Source organism: Bradyrhizobium sp. USDA 327 (assembly GCF_041262065.1).
GTDB lineage: Bacteria > Pseudomonadota > Alphaproteobacteria > Rhizobiales > Xanthobacteraceae > Bradyrhizobium > Bradyrhizobium liaoningense.
Genome location: NZ_JBGCCW010000001.1, coordinates 8,028,587 through 8,046,918, shown reverse-complemented (window position 1 = coordinate 8,046,918; position 18,332 = coordinate 8,028,587). Strand labels below are relative to the sequence as shown.

General features: G+C 64.4%; 15 protein-coding genes. 5 read left to right on the top strand and 10 right to left on the bottom strand.

Annotation, left to right across the window (positions count from 1 at the left end; translation table 11 throughout):
- Position 1: 1 nt before the first annotated feature.
- The 5 genes from ABIA42_RS37930 to ABIA42_RS37910 all read right to left on the bottom strand — a co-directional run bounded on the left by ABIA42_RS37930 (position 2) and on the right by ABIA42_RS37910 (position 6,860).
- Entirely contained in the window at positions 2-1,183 is a 1,182-nt protein-coding gene (locus ABIA42_RS37930; protein ID WP_271529802.1) for an ABC transporter permease, read from the bottom strand.
- Entirely contained in the window at positions 1,183-2,292 is a 1,110-nt protein-coding gene (locus ABIA42_RS37925; protein ID WP_239627354.1) for a microcin C ABC transporter permease YejB, read from the bottom strand. The genes ABIA42_RS37930 and ABIA42_RS37925 overlap by 1 nt, the downstream gene beginning before the upstream one ends.
- Before the next feature lie 2 nt (positions 2,293-2,294).
- Positions 2,295-4,178, bottom strand: a complete 1,884-nt coding sequence (locus ABIA42_RS37920; RefSeq protein ID WP_370115911.1) for an extracellular solute-binding protein — start codon at positions 4,176-4,178, stop codon at positions 2,295-2,297.
- 14 nt (positions 4,179-4,192) lie between these two features.
- Complete coding sequence (locus tag ABIA42_RS37915; protein WP_370115913.1) at positions 4,193-6,094, bottom strand: extracellular solute-binding protein; 1,902 nt, start codon at positions 6,092-6,094, stop codon at positions 4,193-4,195.
- Positions 6,095-6,305: 211 nt separating this feature from the next.
- Positions 6,306-6,860 (bottom strand): cytochrome c family protein, encoded by a 555-nt coding sequence (locus ABIA42_RS37910; RefSeq protein ID WP_370115914.1) that lies wholly within the window; start codon positions 6,858-6,860, stop codon positions 6,306-6,308.
- A 219-nt stretch (positions 6,861-7,079) separates the two neighbouring features.
- On the opposite strand from ABIA42_RS37910, the gene ABIA42_RS37905 reads away from it, so the two are divergent.
- Both ABIA42_RS37905 and ABIA42_RS37900 read left to right on the top strand, forming a co-directional pair.
- A complete protein-coding gene (locus ABIA42_RS37905; RefSeq protein ID WP_370115915.1) occupies positions 7,080-7,820 on the top strand; it encodes a 3-deoxy-manno-octulosonate cytidylyltransferase in 741 nt (246 codons plus the stop codon).
- Between the two features lie 37 nt (positions 7,821-7,857).
- Positions 7,858-8,715: a prephenate dehydratase gene (locus ABIA42_RS37900; protein WP_271529809.1), complete on the top strand. Its 858-nt coding sequence runs from the start codon at positions 7,858-7,860 to the stop codon at positions 8,713-8,715.
- A 122-nt stretch (positions 8,716-8,837) separates the two neighbouring features.
- Here ABIA42_RS37900 and ABIA42_RS37895 read toward each other — a convergent pair whose 3' ends face one another.
- Complete coding sequence (locus ABIA42_RS37895; protein ID WP_370115917.1) at positions 8,838-9,854, bottom strand: LLM class flavin-dependent oxidoreductase; 1,017 nt, start codon at positions 9,852-9,854, stop codon at positions 8,838-8,840.
- A gap of 374 nt (positions 9,855-10,228) precedes the next feature.
- On the opposite strand from ABIA42_RS37895, the gene metF reads away from it, so the two are divergent.
- Together metF and metH are read left to right on the top strand one after the other, a co-directional pair.
- Positions 10,229-11,140, top strand: coding sequence for a methylenetetrahydrofolate reductase [NAD(P)H] (gene metF / locus ABIA42_RS37890; RefSeq protein ID WP_035671451.1), 912 nt, complete (start codon positions 10,229-10,231; stop codon positions 11,138-11,140).
- Positions 11,141-11,146: 6 nt separating this feature from the next.
- The gene (metH, locus tag ABIA42_RS37885; protein WP_370115919.1) at positions 11,147-15,001 is read left to right on the top strand and encodes a methionine synthase; all 3,855 of its coding nucleotides are present in this window, start codon (positions 11,147-11,149) and stop codon (positions 14,999-15,001) included.
- Here the strand turns inward: metH and ABIA42_RS37880 are convergent.
- The 3 genes from ABIA42_RS37880 to ABIA42_RS37870 all read right to left on the bottom strand — a co-directional run bounded on the left by ABIA42_RS37880 (position 14,998) and on the right by ABIA42_RS37870 (position 16,364).
- Positions 14,998-15,294 carry a hypothetical protein gene (locus ABIA42_RS37880; protein ID WP_370115921.1) on the bottom strand — a complete coding sequence of 99 codons (297 nt, stop codon included), beginning with the start codon at positions 15,292-15,294 and terminating at the stop codon, positions 14,998-15,000. The genes metH and ABIA42_RS37880 overlap by 4 nt on opposite strands.
- Complete coding sequence (locus ABIA42_RS37875; protein WP_370115922.1) at positions 15,291-15,920, bottom strand: glutathione S-transferase family protein; 630 nt, start codon at positions 15,918-15,920, stop codon at positions 15,291-15,293. The genes ABIA42_RS37880 and ABIA42_RS37875 overlap by 4 nt, the downstream gene beginning before the upstream one ends.
- A gap of 141 nt (positions 15,921-16,061) precedes the next feature.
- Complete coding sequence (locus ABIA42_RS37870) at positions 16,062-16,364, bottom strand: helix-turn-helix transcriptional regulator (protein WP_028177302.1); 303 nt, start codon at positions 16,362-16,364, stop codon at positions 16,062-16,064.
- A 27-nt stretch (positions 16,365-16,391) separates the two neighbouring features.
- Here ABIA42_RS37870 and ABIA42_RS37865 point away from each other — a divergent pair, with 27 nt between their 5' ends.
- Entirely contained in the window at positions 16,392-17,375 is a 984-nt protein-coding gene (locus tag ABIA42_RS37865) for a threonine/serine dehydratase (RefSeq protein WP_370115923.1), read from the top strand.
- Positions 17,376-17,725: 350 nt separating this feature from the next.
- Here the strand turns inward: ABIA42_RS37865 and ABIA42_RS37860 are convergent, their stop codons facing one another.
- Complete coding sequence (locus ABIA42_RS37860) at positions 17,726-18,319, bottom strand: N-acetyltransferase (RefSeq protein ID WP_271529816.1); 594 nt, start codon at positions 18,317-18,319, stop codon at positions 17,726-17,728.
- Positions 18,320-18,332 lie beyond the last annotated feature (13 nt).

Below are 18,332 nucleotides of genomic sequence, written 5' to 3'. Positions count from 1 at the left end.
CCTACCTGAACGTCTTGCGCGGATCGAAGGCGTCGCGCACGGCTTCGCCGATGAAGATCAGGAGCGACAGCATGATCGCGACCGAGAAGAAGCCGGAGAAACCGAGCCAGGGTGCCTGCACGTTGGACTTGGCCTGCGACAGCAATTCGCCCAGCGAAGGCGATCCCGGCGGCAGGCCGAAGCCCAGGAAATCGAGCGCCGTCAATGTCATCACTGAACTCGACACGATGAAAGGCAGGAACGTCATGGTCGCGACCATCGCATTCGGCAGCAGGTGGCGGAACATGATGACCGGGTTGGAGACGCCGAGCGCCCGCGCCGCCTGGATGTATTCGAAGTTGCGCCCGCGCAGGAACTCGGCGCGCACCAGACCGACCAGCGAGACCCAGGAGAACAGCAGCAGGATGCCGAGCAGCACGAAGAAGCCGGGCACGAGGACCGAGGACAGGATCAAGAGAAGGTAGAGCGAGGGAATCGCCGTCCAGATCTCGATGAAGCGCTGGAAGATGAGGTCGACCCGGCCGCCGAAATAGCCCTGCACCGCCCCCGCCGCGATGCCGATGACGGACGAGACGATCGTGAGACAAAGTCCGAACAGCACCGAGATGCGGAAGCCATAGATCAATCGCGCCACCACGTCGCGGCCCTGATCGTCGGTGCCGAGCCAGTTATATTCGAGGTCGCGGCAGCTCTTCAGCCCCTTCTTCTCCACCACCGGCTGACACTGCTTCTCCGTCAACATCCAGGTCGGCGGCGACGGCGCCGGCGTCGGCAAGTCGAGATTGTGAGTATCGTAGGAATAGCGGATCAGGGGCCAGACGATTGTGCCGTTCTTGTCCTTGATGAGCTTCTGCAAATAGGGGTCGCGATAGTCGGCCGCCGTCTCGAAATCGCCGCCAAAGGTCGTTTCCGAATAGGTCACGAAGGCGGGCCAATAGAGCCGGCCGTCGAACTTGATCAGGAAGGGCCGATCGTTGGCGATCAGCTCGGCGAACAGCGAGACCACAAACAGGACGATGAAGATCCAGAACGACCAGTAGCCGCGGCGGTTGGCCTTGAAGTTCTGCCACCGGCGCCTGTTGAGCGGCGAAGGCACGAACGGCTTGCGCGTGATCGGCACCGAATCGCCGAGCGGCGATTTCGCCGTGGTTTCGATCGGCGTCGTTGGAGCGGTCAGCGTCATCAGACCTCCCGCGCCTCGAAATCGATCCGGGGGTCGATCCACATATAGGTCAGGTCGGAGATCAGGTTGATCACGAGACCGACCAGCGAAAAGATGTAAAGCGTGCCGAACACCACGGGATAGTCGCGGTTGAGCACGCTCTCGAAGCTGAGCAGCCCCAGCCCGTCCAGCGAGAAGATGGTCTCGATCAGAAGCGAGCCTGAAAAGAAGGCGTGGATGAAGGTCCCGGGGAAGCCGGCGATCACGATCAACATCGCATTGCGGAAGACATGGCCGTACAGCACCCGGTTCTCGCTGCACCCCTTGGCGCGCGCGGTCATGACGTATTGCTTGCGGATCTCGTCAAGGAACGAGTTCTTGGTCAGGAACGTCATGGTGGTGAACGCGCCGAGACCCATGGCGATCAGCGGCAGCGTCAGATGCCAGAAATAGTCGATGATCTTCCAATACCAGGGAAACTGCGACCAGCCGTCCGAGGTCAGTCCGCGCAACGGGAACCAGTTGAAGAAGGAGCCGCCGGCAAACAGGATGATCAGGAGGATCGCGAACAGGAAGCCGGGAATGGCATAGCCCAGCACGAGAACGGTCGACGTCCAGGTGTCGAAGCGGGTGCCGTCCTTGATCGCCTTGCGGATGCCGAGCGGGATCGAGATCAGATAGGTGATCAGCGTCAGCCAGATCCCCAGCGAGATCGAAACCGGCAGCTTCTCCTTGATCAGCTGGATCACGCTGACGTCGCGAAAATAGCTCTTGCCGAAATCGAAACGGGCGAAATTCCAAACCATCAGCGCGAAGCGTTCCGGTGCCGGCTTGTCGAATCCGAACTGCACCTCCAGCTTCTTGATGAAATCGGGATCGAGCCCCTGCGCGCCGCGATATTTGGAGTTGATGGCGTCGCCGCCGGCACCGACCTGCCCGGGAGCGCGCTGCGCAAAATCGCTGCCGCCCGAAATGCGCGACGTGCCGCCGGTGTCGGCGCCCGAGAGCTGCGCGATCACACGCTCGACCGGGCCGCCCGGCGCGAACTGCACGACGATGAAGGACACGAAGAGGATCCCGAGCAGCGTCGGGATCATCAGGAGGATGCGGCGGGCGATATAGGCGCTCATGGCTATTTTGCCTGCTCGAGCTTGGCCGCCTTGGCGGGTTCATGCCACCAGATGTCGGGCGCGCCGACGCCGTTGGCATATCGCGGCAGCTTCTGCGGATGGCCGAATTGGTCCCAATAAGCCAGCCGGTGCGTCTTGTTGTACCATTGCGGCACCCAGTAGCGGCCGGCGCGGAACAGGCGATCGAAAGCGCGGCAGGCGACGGTCAGCTCTTCGCGGCTGTCAGCCGCCATGATTTTTTCGATCATGGCGTCGATGGCCGGGCTGGCGATGCCCGCGAGATTGTACGAGCCCTTGGTGTTCGCGACCTGCGAGGAGAAGTACGAGCGCATGGCATCGCCCGGCGTCGCCGACATGCTGAAGCGCTGGATCGTCATGTCGAAATCGAAGTCGTCCTGACGTGCCCTGTATTGCACTGCATCGACGAGGCGCACGTTCGCTTCGATACCGAGCGTCGCGAGATTTTTGATGTAGGGCGCATGATGCGGCTGGAAGGAGGGCTCATCCAACAGGAACTCGATCTTGAACACCTCGCCATTCGGCAGCATCCGCTTGCCGTCCTTGATGGGCACACCCGCCTCGTTGAGCAGTTGCTGAGCCTTGCGCAACAGGCTGCGGTCTTGCCCGGAGCCGTCCGTGACCGGAGGCGTGAACGGTGCGGTGAAAACGTCTTCCGGAACCTGGCCGCGAAACGGCTCCAGCAGCTTCAGCTCTTCCGGCGAAGGCGGCGCATTGCCTGCCATGAGGTCCGAGTTCTGGAATGGCGACACCGTACGGGCATAGGCGCCGTACATGATGGTCTTGTTGGTCCATTCGAAATCGAAGGCGTTGATCAGGGCCTCGCGCACGCGAGGGTCCTTGAACTTGTCGCGCCGCGTGTTGATGAACCAGCCCTGTGCACCGGACGGCGTATCGTCGGGCACGACCTCCATCTTGACGCGGCCATCCTTCACCGCCGGAAAGTCATAGCGCGTCGCCCAGATGCGCGAGGTGAACTCCTCGCGATAGAGATAGCTCTTGCCGGTGAAACCTTCGAAGGCGACGTCGCGGTCGCGATAGAACTCGTAGCGCACGACATCGAAATTGTAGCTGCCGCGGCAAACCGGCAGATCGGCGGCCCACCAGTCCTTGACCCGCTCGAATTCGATGTAGCGATTGACCTCGAACCTGCCGACCTTGTACGGACCGGAGCCGAGCGGAATATCCAGCGTCGATTCATCGAACGGCCGGGACGCATAATAGGCTTTCGAAAAGATCGGCAGCCCGGCGACATAGAGCGGCACGTCGCGGGCGCGTCCCTTGGCGAAGGTGACGACGAGCGTCGCGTCGTCGATGGCTTCCGCGTTCACGAAGTCACGCATCTGCACGATGATCAGCGGGTGGCCCTTGGCCTTCAACGTCGTCAGCGAGAACGCCGCGTCGCGGGCAGTGAGCCTGGTGCCGTCGTGGAATGTCGCCTCCGGCCGCATCGTGAAGCGATAGACCAGCCTGTCCGGCGATATCTGCACGGATTTTGCGGCAAGTCCGTACATCGCGTCCGGCTCGTCGCTGCCGCGCACCATCAGCGGCGAAAACGTCATGTCCATGCCTTGCGCGCCATCGCCCTTGAGGATGTAGGCGTTGAGCGAGTTGAAGGTCTGGTAGGACTGGTTATACGACCTCGTCGATGGGATGAGCGAGAACGTGCCGCCCTTCGGCGCAGACGGATTGACGTAGTCGAAATGGTGGAAATCGGCCGGATATTTGAGATCGCCGAACGCAGAGATGCCGTGCGCCTCGGTCCCCGCTTCCGATGCACACGCACTGCGCAACGGCGCACCAATGGACACTCCGAGGGCGCCGCCAACACCCAAGGCCAGCACATGGCGGCGTGACATCTGCGTCATGCGGGGAATGTCCTTCACGACTTCTTTGCGATCCGCGCCGCCTTGTCTGCGTCGTACCACCAGATGAACGGGAAACCGGACAGACCGTATCTGGGCAATTCGGCCGGCCGGCCGAAGCGGTCCCAGCGCGCGGTGCGCACCTTGTTGTAGGTCCACTGCGGCACGACGTAGTGATTCCACAGCAGCACCCGGTCCAGCGCCTTGGTTGCGGCGACCAGATCGTCGCGATCGGTGGCGTAGATCACCCGTTCGATCAGCTTGTCGATCGCGGGATTCTTGATGCCGCCGATGTTGCGCGAGCCGGCGATGTCGGCCGTCTTGGACGACCAGAACTCACGCTGCTCATTCCCCGGCGACTGCGACTCGCCCCATGAGTTGGTGACGATATCGAAATCCCACTCGCGCGTCCTGTTCTCGTATTGGGTCGGATCGACCGTCCGCACGCTGACGGCAATGCCGAGTCGCTCCAGCGACGGCTTGTAGAACAGCGTGATCCGCTCGAAGCTCGGATCCTGGTTCAGCAATTCCAGCGAAAACTGGGTGCCGGTCTTGACGTCGATCAGCTTGCGGTCGCGCACCTCGTAGCCAGCCTCCTTGAACAGGCGCAGCGCCTCGCGCAAATTGTCGCGTACCGCTTCGGGGCTGCCGCCAACCGGATTGCTGTAGGGCGTCGTGAAGACCTCGGGCGGGACCTGGGCGCGGACGGTTTCGAGGATCTCGAGCTCCTTGCCCTGCGGCAAGCCGGTCGCCATGAGTTCCTCGATGCCGTCGAAATAGCTGCTGATACGCTTGTACTGACCGAAGAAGATCTGCTTGTTCATCTCCTCGAAGTCGAAGGCGTAGTTGAGCGCACGACGCACGCGGGGGTCGCTGAACTTGGCACGTCGCAGGTTCGGCACGAAGGCCTGCATCACGCCCGAGCTGCGATTGACGAATTCCTCCAGGATCACGCGTTTGTCGCTCACGGCCGGGAAGTCGTAGGCCGTCGCCCAGCTCTTGGCGCTGTTCTCGGTGCGCCAATCGACCTGATCGGCCTTGAAGGCCTCGATCGCGACCGTGGCGTCTCGGAAATATTCGTAGCGCAGCTCGTCGAAATTGTTGCGACCAACATTGGCGGCGAGGTCGCGGCCCCAATAATCCTTGACGCGCTCCAGCGCGATCGACCGTCCTGCCACGAACTCCTTGACCCTGTAGGGGCCCGAACCGAGCGGCACTTCGAGCGTGGTGGCGGAGACATCGCGCTTGCGGCCTTGCGCGTCCGTCCCCTCCCACCAATGCTTCGGCAAGACCGTAAGCTGTCCCACAATCTGCGGCAATTCGCGATTGCCCGGTGCGTCGAATACGAACTTCACCTCGCGCTCGCCGACCTTCTCGGCCTTCACCACATGGCTGTAGTACGCCGAGTACATCGGATGGTGCTTCTTGAAGGAATCGAGCGAGAAGATCACGTCCTCCGGCGTGACGGGCTTGCCGTCATGCCATTTCGCCTGCGGCCGCAAACGATAGGTGACGAAGGAGAAATCGTCCGGGTGGCTGACCGCCTCGGCCAGCGCGCCGTATTCGGTCGAGACCTCGTCGAGTGAGGGCGTCATGAGGGATTCGTAGATGAAGGCGACGGCACCGGCGACCTGCCCCTTCACACCTGATACGACGATGTTGAAATTGTCGAATGTGCCGACGGCGATCTGGCGCGCGACGCCGCCTTTGGGCGCGTCCGGATTGACGTAGTCGAAGCGCTTGAAGTCGGCGGGGTACTTGACCTTTCCGAACAGGGACAGCGCGTGGCGCCAGGGCAGCTCATTGGAAGACTGCGCTTCGGCCGCGCCGACGACGGGAACGCCCGCCACGGAACCGAGAGCGGGGAGCGCTGCGGCCGCAGCGCCGGTGAGCAGAAGATCGCGTCGGGTGATGGCCAAATCAACATCCCTGTCTTGAAGGAGACTACTCCTTTAAGTTCCTAATATAGACGAGGTTTCGACCGAATATGTGTTGCTTTTTCCTCATCTTGGAGGCCGGAGACCGATCGGATGCGGCCAAACGCCCCGATAAACTGGCCGCGAGGCCTGGATAAGCAAACGGCCAGGCTCTTCAGCCTGGCCGCTCATTCCAAGATGCGTTCCGGCGGCCTTATTTGGAGGCTGTCGGCAGCGGCTGCGGATGCTCCGACAGCGTGTTCAGATAGGCGATAACGTCGGCGCGCTCGGAATCCTTCGGGATGCCGGCGAAGCCCATCGCGGTGCCAGGAATGAAGCCCTTCGGATTGGCGATGAACTTGTTGAGGTCATCGAACGTCCAGTTGCCGCCCTTGGCCTTCATGGCGGCCGAGAAGTTGAAGCCACCACGGCCCTGGCCCTTTGGCTCGCCGACGACGCCATAGAGGTTCGGACCGACCCGATTCGGGCCGCCCTTCTCGAACGTGTGGCAGGCGCCGCACTTCTTGGCGGCCGCCGCGCCCTTCTCGACGGAGGCGGTCTGGAGCAGCTTCTCGATCGGCGCGGACGGTGCGGCCGCAGCCGCGCCTTCCTTGCCGTGGCCGGCATCTTCCTTCACAGCGATTTCAAAGCCCGGCTTTTCCGGCATCTTGGGGGAGAACAGCGCGCTCGCCGTGAAGCTCGTCACCAGCAGAAAGAGACAGGTGCCGAGCACGGCACCGAGAATCTTGTTGAGTTCGAAAGAGTCCATTTCCGGCCAGGCCCCACCGCAAGAAGGAAACAGCGGCCCAAGCGGCCGCCAGGACGAGCCTCGGGAGAATCAAAACGTTCCTTATTGTTTCCCCGAGTTTTGCCATTGAGATATCGGTTTGCCCGGGGTCTGGCAACCCGTATAAGCGAGCCGGCCTTCAGCCCGTCCCCACCGCATTTCTCGGCGCGGAAAACGCCCCGTTTCCAGGCTCTTGACCCGATGATCGATCCCCGCATCCTGGTGCTGATCCCGGCCCGCATGGCCGCCACCCGCCTGCCCGGCAAGCCGCTCGCCGACATCGCGGGATTGCCGATGATCGTGCATGTGCTGCGCCGGGCCGAAGCCGCTGCAATCGGCCGGGTCGCGGTGGCCACCGACACGCCGGAGATCGCCTCGGTCGTCACCGCCCATGGCGGCGAGGCCGTGATGACCCGCTCCGACCACCCGTCGGGCTCCGACCGCATCCACGAGGCCATGCAGAAGCTCGATCCCGAGGGCAAGGCTGAGATCGTGATCAATCTCCAGGGCGATTTTCCCACCATCACGCCGGCAACGATCCGCGAGGTGCTGCCGCCCTTCGACGACCCCGCGGTCGACATCGTCACATTGGCCTCGCAGATCCACACCAAGGAGGAGGACCTCGCGCCGAGCGTGGTCAAGGCCATCGGTTCGCCGATCGGGCCGAAGCGGCTGCGGGCACTTTATTTCACCCGCGCCACAGCCCCCTACGGCGACGGACCGCGATACCACCACATCGGGCTTTATGCCTATCGCCGAGCGGCGCTGGAGCGGTTCGTGTCGCTGCCGCCTTCGCCCCTCGAACGCCAGGAGAGCCTGGAACAGTTACGGGCGATCGAGGCCGGTATGCGCATCGATATCATGATCGTCGACAGCGTGCCCCGCGGCGTCGACACGCCGCCCGACCTCGAAACCGCCCGCAGCATCCTTTCCAAATCCTGAGCCGCTGCTACAAGGCCGGGCAGGAGCACTTCAAGACATGAGCAAGCTGAAAATCGCATTCCAGGGCGAGCCTGGAGCCAATTCCCATATCGCCATCGTCGAGGCCTATCCCGACGCCGAACCGATGCCCTGCGCCACCTTCGAGGATGCGCTGTCGGCGATCTCGTCGGGCGAAGCCGAGCTCGGCATGATCCCGATCGAGAACTCGGTCGCCGGCCGCGTCGCCGACATCCATCATTTGCTGCCGGCATCGGGCCTCTTCATCATCGGCGAATGGTTCTTGCCGGTCCGGCACCAGCTGATGGCGGTGAAGGGGACCAGGCTCGAAGACATCAAGAGCGTCGAGAGCCATGTGCATGCACTCGGCCAGTGCCGGCGCATCATCCGCAAGCTGGGCATCAAGCCGATCGTGCACGCCGACACCGCCGGCAGCGCCCGCGACATCTCCGAGCGCAAGGACAAGACCGTGGCCGCGATCGCCTCGCGCCTTGCCGCAAAGATCTACGGCCTCGACATTCTCGCCGAGGACATCGAGGACGAGGCGCACAACACCACGCGCTTCGTGGTGCTGGCACGCGAGCCGAAATGGGCGCCACAAGGCATGGGCCCGCTGGTCACCACGTTTGTGTTCCGGGTGCGCAATTTGCCGGCCGCGCTCTACAAGGCGCTTGGCGGCTTTGCGACCAACGGCGTCAACATGACCAAGCTCGAGAGCTACATGGTCGACGGCAACTTCTTCGCCACGCAATTCTATGCCGACGTCGACGGCCACCCCGATGACAAGGGCCTCGCTTTCGCGATCGAGGAGCTGAAATTCTTCTCGCGCGAATTCCGCATCGTCGGCGTGTATCCGGGACATCCGTTCCGGGCGACGTTCAGCGAGACGCAGGATTGAATGCGTGTCCCGGACGCGCGAAGCGCGAGCCGGGACCCAGGGGCCGCGAGACAAGAGCTGCGATGGGGCCCCGGCTCTGCAACGCACCGCTGCGTGCTGCGCTGCGTCCGGGGCCGAGTTGCTTAAGCCGCGTTCTTGACCAGCCCGAACGCCTCCGCCAGCAGCGAATACGATTTCTTGCGCGCCTCGTGGTCATACACGGCGGTGATCACCATCAGCTCGTCCGGCTTGCTGGTGTAGATCAGCGGCTGAAGCTTCTTCTGCACCGTCGCGGGACTGCCGACGAACAGGCGCGAGCGGTTGCGCAGGATCGAGGTGCGCTCGGCGTCCGTATACGGATAGGCGATCGCCTCCTCGACGCTCGGCAATGGCAGATATTGACCGCGGTCACGGCGCAGCCGGTTGAGATCGAAGGAGGAGGCGAGCCTCTCCGCCTCCTCGTCGGTATCAGCCGTAATGACCGCGACTGCGAGAATGGCATGTGGACTCGCACGCCAGGCTGAGGGCTGAAAACGATTGCGGTAATGGATCATCGCATCGATCGCGTCGTGGGTGGCGAAATGATGGGCGAAGGCGAAGCCCATGCCGACTTGTGCGGCCAGTTCCGAGGAATAATCGCTGGAGCCGAGCAGCCAGATCGGCGGCAACCTGGTGTCGTCGGGCATCGCGACGACGTTGTTGTAGGGGTGGCCCGCAGGGAATTCGCGGGTCTCCCACAGAATCAGCTCGTGCAGGCGCTCCAGGAAATCGTCGCCCTCGCGCCGGTCGAGCCGGCTGCGCAGCGCGTAAGCCGTCGCACCATCGGTGCCCGGCGCGCGGCCGAGACCGAGATCGATCCGGCCGGGAAACAGCGCCTCCAGCATCTTGAAGCGCTCGGCCACCATCAGCGGCGCATGGTTGGGCAGCATCACGCCGCCGGAGCCGACGCGGATGTGCTTCGTCACCGCTGCGATCTGCCCGATCATGACGTCGGGCGCGGGACTCGCGACGGAAGCGAGGTTGTGATGCTCGGCGAGCCAGTAGCGGAGATAGCCGAGCCCATCGACATGGCGCGCCAGATCGATGCTGTTGCGCAGCGCCGCGGCTGGCTTGGTGCCTGTCGTAACGACGGAGAGGTCGAGGACTGAGAGCGGGATCATGGCGCATTAACCTAACGAAGGGCCGGGCGGCGGCAATGGCAGGCTGCGCAGGTCAGAGGGTACAGAGGGGCGGGTCGTCGCGGACGACGCCGGTTGGGACAGATTACCTTTGCAACACGACGAATTCATCATGCCCACTAACAAAATTGACATTTGAAGGCGCTTGAATCAAATAAATTCGTTGAAACACAATACGTTAAACTATCTGATCCGCCTTCCCACCACAAAAGCCGTTCGGCGCTAAATCTCACGGCATCCAGCGTTAGTGGGCCATTTCCCATCATCGATGGGCTGTCGGCCAAACTGCCTTTGCCTTATCTTAGGCCCTCCCAAGCTAGACCCCACGGCCGGCGGAAATTGGAGCGAGTGGTGCCATGACTGACGTGACGACGCCTGCGACGGCCCACGGGCACCTGAAGCGGCCTGCGATCTCCTTCGAGTTCTTTCCGCCAAAGACCGAGGAGATGGAGCGCAATCTCTGGGACACCATCAAGCGCCTCGCCCCGCTCGAGCCGAAATTCGTCTCGGTGACCTATGGCGCCGGCGGCTCGACCCGCGAGCGCACCCATTCCACCATCGCCCGCATCCTGAAGGAGACCGCGCTGCTGCCCGCCGCGCATCTGACCTGCGTCGGCGCCTCGCGCGGCGAGATCGACGAGATCGTCGACCGCTATCACGAGGTCGGCGTCCGCCACATCGTGGCCTTGCGCGGCGATCCGGTCGGCGGCATCGGCACGCCCTATTCGAGCCATCCCGACGGCTACCAGAGTTCGGCCGACCTCGTCGCCGGAATCAAGAAGCGGCACGGCGACATCGAAGTGAGCGTGTCGGCCTATCCCGAGAAGCACCCCGAGGCGCGCGACTTCGACGCCGACATCGACACGCTCAAGGCCAAGGTCGATGCGGGTGCGACGCGCGCGATCACGCAGGTGTTCTTCGACAACGACCTCTACTTCCGCTACCGCGACCGCGTCCGCGCCCGCGGCATCGACATCCCGATCGTGCCGGGCATCATGCCCATGCACAATTTCAAGCAGGCACGCAATTTCGTCACCCGCGCCGGCACCACCGTGCCGGACTGGTTCGCCGCGAAATTCGACGGCCTCGACGACGATGCCGAGACGCGCAAGCTGGTGGCCGCGACCGTCGCGGCCGGCCAGGTGCAGAAGCTCGCCAAGCACGGCGTCGACACCTTCCACTTCTATACCATGAACCGCGCCGATCTCGTATTTGCGATCAGCCATTTGCTCGGCATTCGCGCCAAGACCGCCCAGAAGGCTGCGTAAGATCAGATGACCGTACCCGTATCCGCCAAGCGAACCGCCCTCCTCAACGCCGCGCGCGAACGCATTCTCGTGCTCGACGGCGCCATGGGCACGATGATCCAGAACCTCCAGCTCGACGAGGCCGCCTTCCGCGGCGAGCGTTTCAAGACCTTTCATCGCGACCTGCGCGGCAACAACGATCTCCTGATCCTGACCCAGCCGCAGGCGATCGAGGACATCCACGCCGCATACTTGCGCGCCGGCGCCGACATCGTCGCGACCAACACCTTCTCCACGACCTCGATCGCGCAGGCCGATTACGACCTCACCGGCATCGTCTACGAGATGGCGCGCGAAGGCGCCCGCCTCGCCGGCAATGCCGCACGGCGCGTCGAGGCGGAAGATGGCAAGCCGCGCTTCGTCGCCGGCGCCATCGGCCCCACCAACCGCACCGCCTCGATCTCGCCCGACGTTTCCAATCCCGGCTACCGCGCCGTCACCTTCGACGATCTGCGCAAATCCTATGGCGAGCAGATCCGCGGCTTGCTCGACGGCGGTGTCGATCTGCTGCTGGTTGAGACCATCTTCGACACGCTCAACGCCAAGGCGGCGCTGTATGCGATCGCCGAGATCACCGAAGAGCTCGGCATCGACGTGCCCGTGATGGTATCAGGCACCATCACCGACAAGTCCGGCCGCCTGCTCTCGGGCCAGATGCCGGAAGCGTTCTGGAATTCGGTGCGGCACGCAAAACCCATCACCATCGGCTTCAACTGCGCGCTCGGCGCCGAGGATCTGCGCGCCCATATTGCCGACATCGGCCGCGTCGCCGATACGCTCGTCTGCGCCTATCCGAACGCAGGCTTGCCCAACGAGTTCGGCCAGTATGACGAAACCCCGGAATACATGGCGCGCCTGATCGGCGAGTTCGCCCGCGACGGCCTCGTCAACATCGTCGGCGGCTGCTGCGGCACCACGCCGGACCATATCGCGGCGATCGCAACTGCCGTCGCCCCGCACAAGCCGCGCATCGTGCCGGAGATCGAACCTCGCTTGAGGCTCTCCGGCCTCGAGCCGTTCGTGCTGACCAACGCAATCCCGTTTGTGAACGTCGGCGAGCGTACCAACGTCACGGGGTCGGCCCGCTTCCGCAAGCTGATCACCGCCGGCGATTACACCGCCGCGCTGCAAGTCGCGCGCGACCAGGTCGAAAACGGGGCCCAGATCATCGACGTCAACATGGACGAGGGCCTGCTCGACTCCGAAGCTGCGATGGTGACCTTCCTCAACCTCGTCGCCGCCGAGCCCGACATCGCCCGCGTCCCCGTCATGGTCGACTCCTCGAAATTCTCGGTGATCGAGGCCGGCCTGAAATGCGTGCAGGGCAAGCCGGTCGTCAACTCGATCTCGATGAAGGAAGGCGAGGAGAAGTTCATCCACGAAGCGCGGATCGCGCGCCGCCACGGCGCGGCCGTGGTGGTGATGGCGTTCGACGAGGCCGGCCAGGCCGACACGTTCGCGCGCAAGACCGAGATCTGCAAGCGCGCCTACGACATCCTGGTGGGCCGCGTCGGCTTCCCGCCGGAGGACATCATCTTCGATCCGAACATCTTCGCGATCGCGACCGGCATCGAGGAGCACAACAATTACGGCGTCGACTTCATCGAGGCGACGCGCTGGATCCGGCAGAACCTGCCGGGCGCCCATGTCTCCGGCGGCGTCTCCAACCTATCGTTCTCGTTCCGCGGCAACGAGCCGGTGCGCGAGGCCATGCACTCGGTGTTCCTGTATCACGCCATCAAGGCCGGCATGGACATGGGCATCGTCAATGCCGGTCAGATGATCGTCTATGACGACATCGATCCCGAGCTGCGCCAGACCTGCGAGGACGTCGTCCTCAACCGCGATCCAGGTGCGTCCGAACGCCTGCTGGCGCTGGCGGAGAAATTCCGCGGCAAGAAGACCGAAGGCAAGGAAGCCGATCTCGCCTGGCGCGAATGGCCGGTGGAGAAGCGACTGTCGCATTCGCTGGTGCACGGCATCACCGAATTCATCGAGCAGGATACCGAGGAGGCCCGCAAGAAGTCCTCGCGTCCGCTCGATGTCATCGAGGGGCCGCTGATGGCCGGCATGAACGTGGTCGGCGACCTCTTCGGCGACGGCAAGATGTTTCTGCCGCAGGTCGTCAAGTCCGCGCGCGTCATGAAACAGGCCGTTGCTTACCTCATGCCGTTCATGGAGGAAGAGAAGGCGCGCAACCTCGCAAACGGCATCGGCACGGAGGGCTCCTCGTCCGCCGGCAAGATCGTGCTTGCGACGGTCAAGGGCGACGTCCACGACATCGGCAAGAACATCGTCGGCATCGTGCTCCAGTGCAACAATTTCGAGGTCATCGATCTCGGCGTGATGGTGCCGGCCGCCAAGATCGTCGAGACCGTGAAAGCCGAGAAGGCCGACATCGTCGGGCTGTCGGGCCTGATCACGCCCTCGCTCGACGAGATGGCGTTCTTCGCCGGCGAATTGCAGCGCGAAGGCCTCAAGCTGCCGCTGCTGATCGGCGGCGCCACGACCAGCCGCGTGCATACCGCCGTGAAGATCGATCCGAGCTATCGCGCCGGTCCCGTCGTGCACGTCAACGACGCCAGCCGCGCCGTCGGCGTCGCGTCCTCGCTGCTCTCGCCCGAGAAGCGCGAGGCCTATGCCGCCGAGGTGCGGGCCGAATACGCCAGGATCTCGGAGGCGCATCTGCGCGCGCAGGCGGACAAGAAGCGCCTGAAGCTCGAGGCCGCCCGCGCCAACCGCGTGCCGGTCGACTTCGCCAAGAGCAAGCCGGTGAAGCCGACCTTCCTCGGCATCCGCAGCTTCGACGAGTACGATCTCGCCGAGCTCGTGCCTTACATCGACTGGACGCCGTTCTTCCAGACCTGGGAGCTCGCCGGGCGCTTCCCCGCCATTCTCGACGACGCCAAGGTCGGCGAGGTCGCGCGCTCGCTCTACGACGACGCGCGCAAGATGCTCGACACCATCGTGAAGGAGAAATGGTTCCGGGCCCGCGCGACGATCGGCTTCTGGCCGGCGAATGCGCAGGGCGACGACATCGTGCTCTATGCCGACGAGAGCCGCGCGAAGAAAGTCGCGACGCTGCACACGCTGCGCCAGCAGCTCGAGAAGCGCGAGGGCCGCTTCAACGCCGCGCTCGCCGACTTCATCGCGCCCGCGGGCGTGCCCGACTACATCGGCGGCTTCGTCGTCACCGCTGGCATCGGCGAGGACGCGGTCGCCGATCGCTTCAGAAGCGCCAACGACGACTACTCCTCGATCCTGTGCAAGGCGCTGGCCGACCGCCTCGCCGAAGCCTTTGCCGAGCGCATGCATGCCCGTGTGCGCCGCGAGTTCTGGGCCTATGCACCGGACGAGGCGCTCTCCAGCGAGGAGCTGATCCTGGAGAAGTACCAGGGCATTCGCCCGGCGCCGGGCTATCCCGCCCAGCCCGATCACACCGAGAAGGCGACGCTGTTCGAACTGCTCGATGCCGAGGCGACGGCCGGCGTGAAGCTGACCGAGAGCTTTGCGATGTGGCCGGGCTCCTCCGTATCAGGGCTCTATTTCGCGAACCCCGAGAGCTATTATTTCGGCGTCGGCAAGATCGAGCGCGACCAGGTCGAGGACTATGCAGCGCGCAAGGGCATGACCATCGCGGAAGCCGAGCGCTGGCTCGCGCCGGTGCTGAACTACATTCCCTCGCAGCAGAGCGCGAGCGACAAGACCTTTACGGCGACGCCCGCGAATGACGAGGCCCCCAAGGACCTCGCCTCGCACCCGCCGGGCTGCACCTGCGCGGTGCATCTGGTCTGGCAGAAGAAGCGCGTGGGGGCGGGTTAGCCGCGTCTCCAAGCAAAAACTGCGAAAACAACCCCATGCACAGTAGCGATGGGGTTGAAAAGCTTGAGCAATTTCGGTCTTGCCGAAAGCGAGTTGCGGCGTCGGGCAAAACAGCGGTAGTATTCCATCATCGGCTGCTGCGCCGGTCTTGAGCTTTCGGCCTCGCCACCCGCCGTCATTCCGGGGCGCGCCTTTTGGCGCGAGCCCGGAATCCATTTCTCCGCATCATCCGCGGCACGATGGATTCCGGGCTCGCGCTTCGCGCGCCCCGGAATGACATCGGGATGAATCACCCCTTTGGCGGCGCCAGCGGCTGCACGATCTCCTTGAACGGCGCCAGCGCCTCGCAACGCTCCGCATGTGCCGCGAGCGCCGGGTAGCGCGCCACGTCGAACAGCTGCGGGTGCGCCTCGCGGGTGAAGCGAACGACGCAGGCCACCGCGATATCGGCATGGCCGATGCGATCGCCCAGCCAGTACGGCGTCGTCACCTTGGCGCGCTCGGATTCCAGCACGCCGAGCACGTCCGCGATCTGCGCCTGGCAGCGCTCGACCCATAGCGCGAGCTGCTCCTTCCGCAGCACGCGCTCGTAGAGCAGGCTCACCGCCTTGTCGCCGAGGCCCGAGGCGAGCGCGCAGATGCGCAAATGCCTGCGCCGCTCGGCGCCGCCGCGCGGCAGCATCGCCTTTGCCTCGCCGGCGAGCTCGTCGAGATAGTCGAGGATGATCGTGCTCTCGATCAGCGCCTCGCCGTCGTCGAGCACCAGCGTCGGCACCCGGCGCAGCGGATTGTACGGCGCGATCTTGTCGGCATCGCCGAAGGTCGACCACGGCCTGTGCTCGAAGGCGAGCCCGTAAAGCCGGAGCGCAATCGCGACGCGGCGGACGAAGGGGGAATCATATTGGCCGATCAGGAACATGGTTCTCGCTCTTCTCGATCGTTGGACAAGGCAGGGCCGTTTAGTTTCCACGACCAGATCGACGCGGCGCAACAAAAATCTCGGAAACGGAGCATTGCGCCGGCTGCAACGGCGCCCGCGACAGCATGACGCGCACCACGCTCAAAGTCCGTCCTGGATCGAGCGCTTGATCGCGGCGATCGCCGTCTCGTTCCGCTTGTACATCGTCCACTGCTTGATCCGCTTGGCGCGCACCAGCTTTGCGGCGGTCAGCACCCGCATGTGCTCGCTCACCGTCGGGGCGCTGACGCCGAGCTTTTCGGCGATCAGCAATCCGCAGACGCCGTCCTCGACGAGGTCGCCATCGGCCTGCTCGCGAAAATGCCGCCGCGGATCCCGCAGCCATTCCAGGATCTGCAGGCGGCGTTCGTTGGCGAGCGCGCGCAAGGCGACGGCAAACTTCATTTAGCCATTTTGCTAATTACCTAATTGATGTCAACTCTCCGATACGCTATCAAGGACAGCATCATGACAGCGACAATGGACATCACGCGGGAGCGGATTGCGGCGACCGAGGCGGTCATCCGTCCGCATGTCAGGCGCACGCCGCTCCTTCAGGCCGACCTTTCCGATTTCGGCCTGCCGTCCGCGCCCCTCACGTTCAAGCTCGAGATGCTGCAGCATTCCGGATCGTTCAAGGCGCGGGGCGCCTTCGCCAACCTGCTGCTGCGGCAGGTGCCGGAGGCCGGTGTCGTCGCCGCGTCCGGCGGCAATCACGGCGCGGCCGTGGCCTATGCGGCGCAGCGGCTCGGCATTCCCGCCACGATCTTCGTGCCTGACATTACCTCGCCGGCCAAGGCCGAAAGGATCAGGGGTTATGGCGCAAAGCTCATGATCGCGGGCAGCCGCTACGCCGATGCGCTCGCCGCGAGCGAGGCGCATGTCGCGCAGACCGGCGCGCTTGCCGTCCATGCCTACGATCAGGTCGAGACCCTGCTCGGCCAGGGCAGCGTCGGACTGGAGCTGGAGCAGGACGCGCCAGGCATCGATACGCTGCTGGTGGCGGTCGGCGGCGGCGGGCTGATCGGCGGCATTGCGGCGTGGTATGCCGGCACGACACGCATCGTCGCGGTCGAGCCGGAGCAATCGCCGACCCTGCACGCCGCGTTCGCGGCGGGCGCGCCGGTCGATGCGCCGGCCGGCGGCATCGCCGCCGACAGCCTTGCGCCGCGCCGCGTCGGCGCATTGATGTTTCCGGTCGCACGGGCACATGTCGAGCGCGTCGTCCTGGTCAGCGACGATGCGATCCGGCAGGCCCAGGCCGCGCTATGGTCGCACTTGCGCCTCGTGGCCGAGCCCGGCGGCGCCGCCGCCTTTGCCGCGGTGCTCTCGGGCCGCTATCGTCCGTCACCAGCCGAACGCGTCGCGGTTCTGGTCTGCGGCGCCAACACCACAGCGGTGAATTTCGACAGGTGATTGGGAATGGCATGTGGGATTGCGCGGACTGATCCTGATATCGATCCTGTTGCCGATGATCGGCGCCGCCCAAGCCCAGGGACCGCCCGATCGGCTTCCTGACGCCGTCGAAGATCATCGCCTGCCAGTTCTTCAGCAATAGCGGACAGGGCGAGCTCCGCTGCGACATCATGAACATGGACGCACGCCCGCGCCGGCCCGCCGATCGCGAGCGGGGCGCGCGAAGCGCGAGCTATGATGCGCAATTGCGCATCTGGGAATCCATCGTGCATCGTCTCCTGCTGACAAATGGATTCCGGGCTCGCGCCAAGTGGCGCGCCCCGGAATGACGGTGGGGAGGCAGCCGTGCACTATTCGATGATCGGCACATGCTTCGCCGCATCGCGCGGCGCGGTGCCGTCGAGGCGCGGATCGTCGGCGATCTCGATCTGGCGGCGGAACGCGCGGAAGCCGGAGCGCTGATAGAAGGCGACGGCCGATGGGTGGTCGAGCGTGCAGGTGTGGACCCAGACGCGGCGGAGATCGCGCGACCATGCCAGCTCCAGCGCGCGGTTCATCAGGAAGCGGGCGGCGCCGGTGCCGATCAAGGGTGCGGTGACGCCGAAATAGACCAGCTCGCACTGGCCGGGCTCGCGGAAGTCCAACTCGAGCAGGCCTTCGTCGCGGCCGTCCAGGGCGAGGGCGTAGACTTCGATTCCCGGCGCGTGGATGATTGCGGCGAGCTCTGCATCGGTCATGCGTGCGCGCGAGAACCACAGCCAGTTCTCGCCGACGCGGCGGAAGAGATCGCGGTACCAAGGAAGCGCGGGGGCGTCGACCTTGCGCAGGGTCCAGGTGCCGGGGGGATCGGCGCGGCGCGCGGGAGGTGCAGTCATCTCCAGATGCGTGACGACGGCGGCGATCTTGCCGGCGGGTACGTCGGAATAGCCGTCGGGGAGGATCATGCTTGCTCCACTT

Coding starts and splice junctions, on each gene's coding strand:
- ABIA42_RS37925 (WP_239627354.1), bottom strand. CDS start 2,292: ATGAGCGCCTATATCGCCCGCCGCATCCTCCTGATGATCCCGACGCTG.
- ABIA42_RS37865 (WP_370115923.1), top strand. CDS start 16,392: ATGTCAACTCTCCGATACGCTATCAAGGACAGCATCATGACAGCGACA.
- ABIA42_RS37870 (WP_028177302.1), bottom strand. CDS start 16,364: ATGAAGTTTGCCGTCGCCTTGCGCGCGCTCGCCAACGAACGCCGCCTG.
- ABIA42_RS37920 (WP_370115911.1), bottom strand. CDS start 4,178: ATGACGCAGATGTCACGCCGCCATGTGCTGGCCTTGGGTGTTGGCGGC.
- metF (WP_035671451.1), top strand. CDS start 10,229: ATGACTGACGTGACGACGCCTGCGACGGCCCACGGGCACCTGAAGCGG.
- ABIA42_RS37900 (WP_271529809.1), top strand. CDS start 7,858: ATGAGCAAGCTGAAAATCGCATTCCAGGGCGAGCCTGGAGCCAATTCC.
- ABIA42_RS37895 (WP_370115917.1), bottom strand. CDS start 9,854: ATGATCCCGCTCTCAGTCCTCGACCTCTCCGTCGTTACGACAGGCACC.
- ABIA42_RS37905 (WP_370115915.1), top strand. CDS start 7,080: ATGATCGATCCCCGCATCCTGGTGCTGATCCCGGCCCGCATGGCCGCC.
- metH (WP_370115919.1), top strand. CDS start 11,147: ATGACCGTACCCGTATCCGCCAAGCGAACCGCCCTCCTCAACGCCGCG.
- ABIA42_RS37930 (WP_271529802.1), bottom strand. CDS start 1,183: ATGACGCTGACCGCTCCAACGACGCCGATCGAAACCACGGCGAAATCG.
- ABIA42_RS37875 (WP_370115922.1), bottom strand. CDS start 15,920: ATGTTCCTGATCGGCCAATATGATTCCCCCTTCGTCCGCCGCGTCGCG.
- ABIA42_RS37860 (WP_271529816.1), bottom strand. CDS start 18,319: ATGATCCTCCCCGACGGCTATTCCGACGTACCCGCCGGCAAGATCGCC.
- ABIA42_RS37910 (WP_370115914.1), bottom strand. CDS start 6,860: ATGGACTCTTTCGAACTCAACAAGATTCTCGGTGCCGTGCTCGGCACC.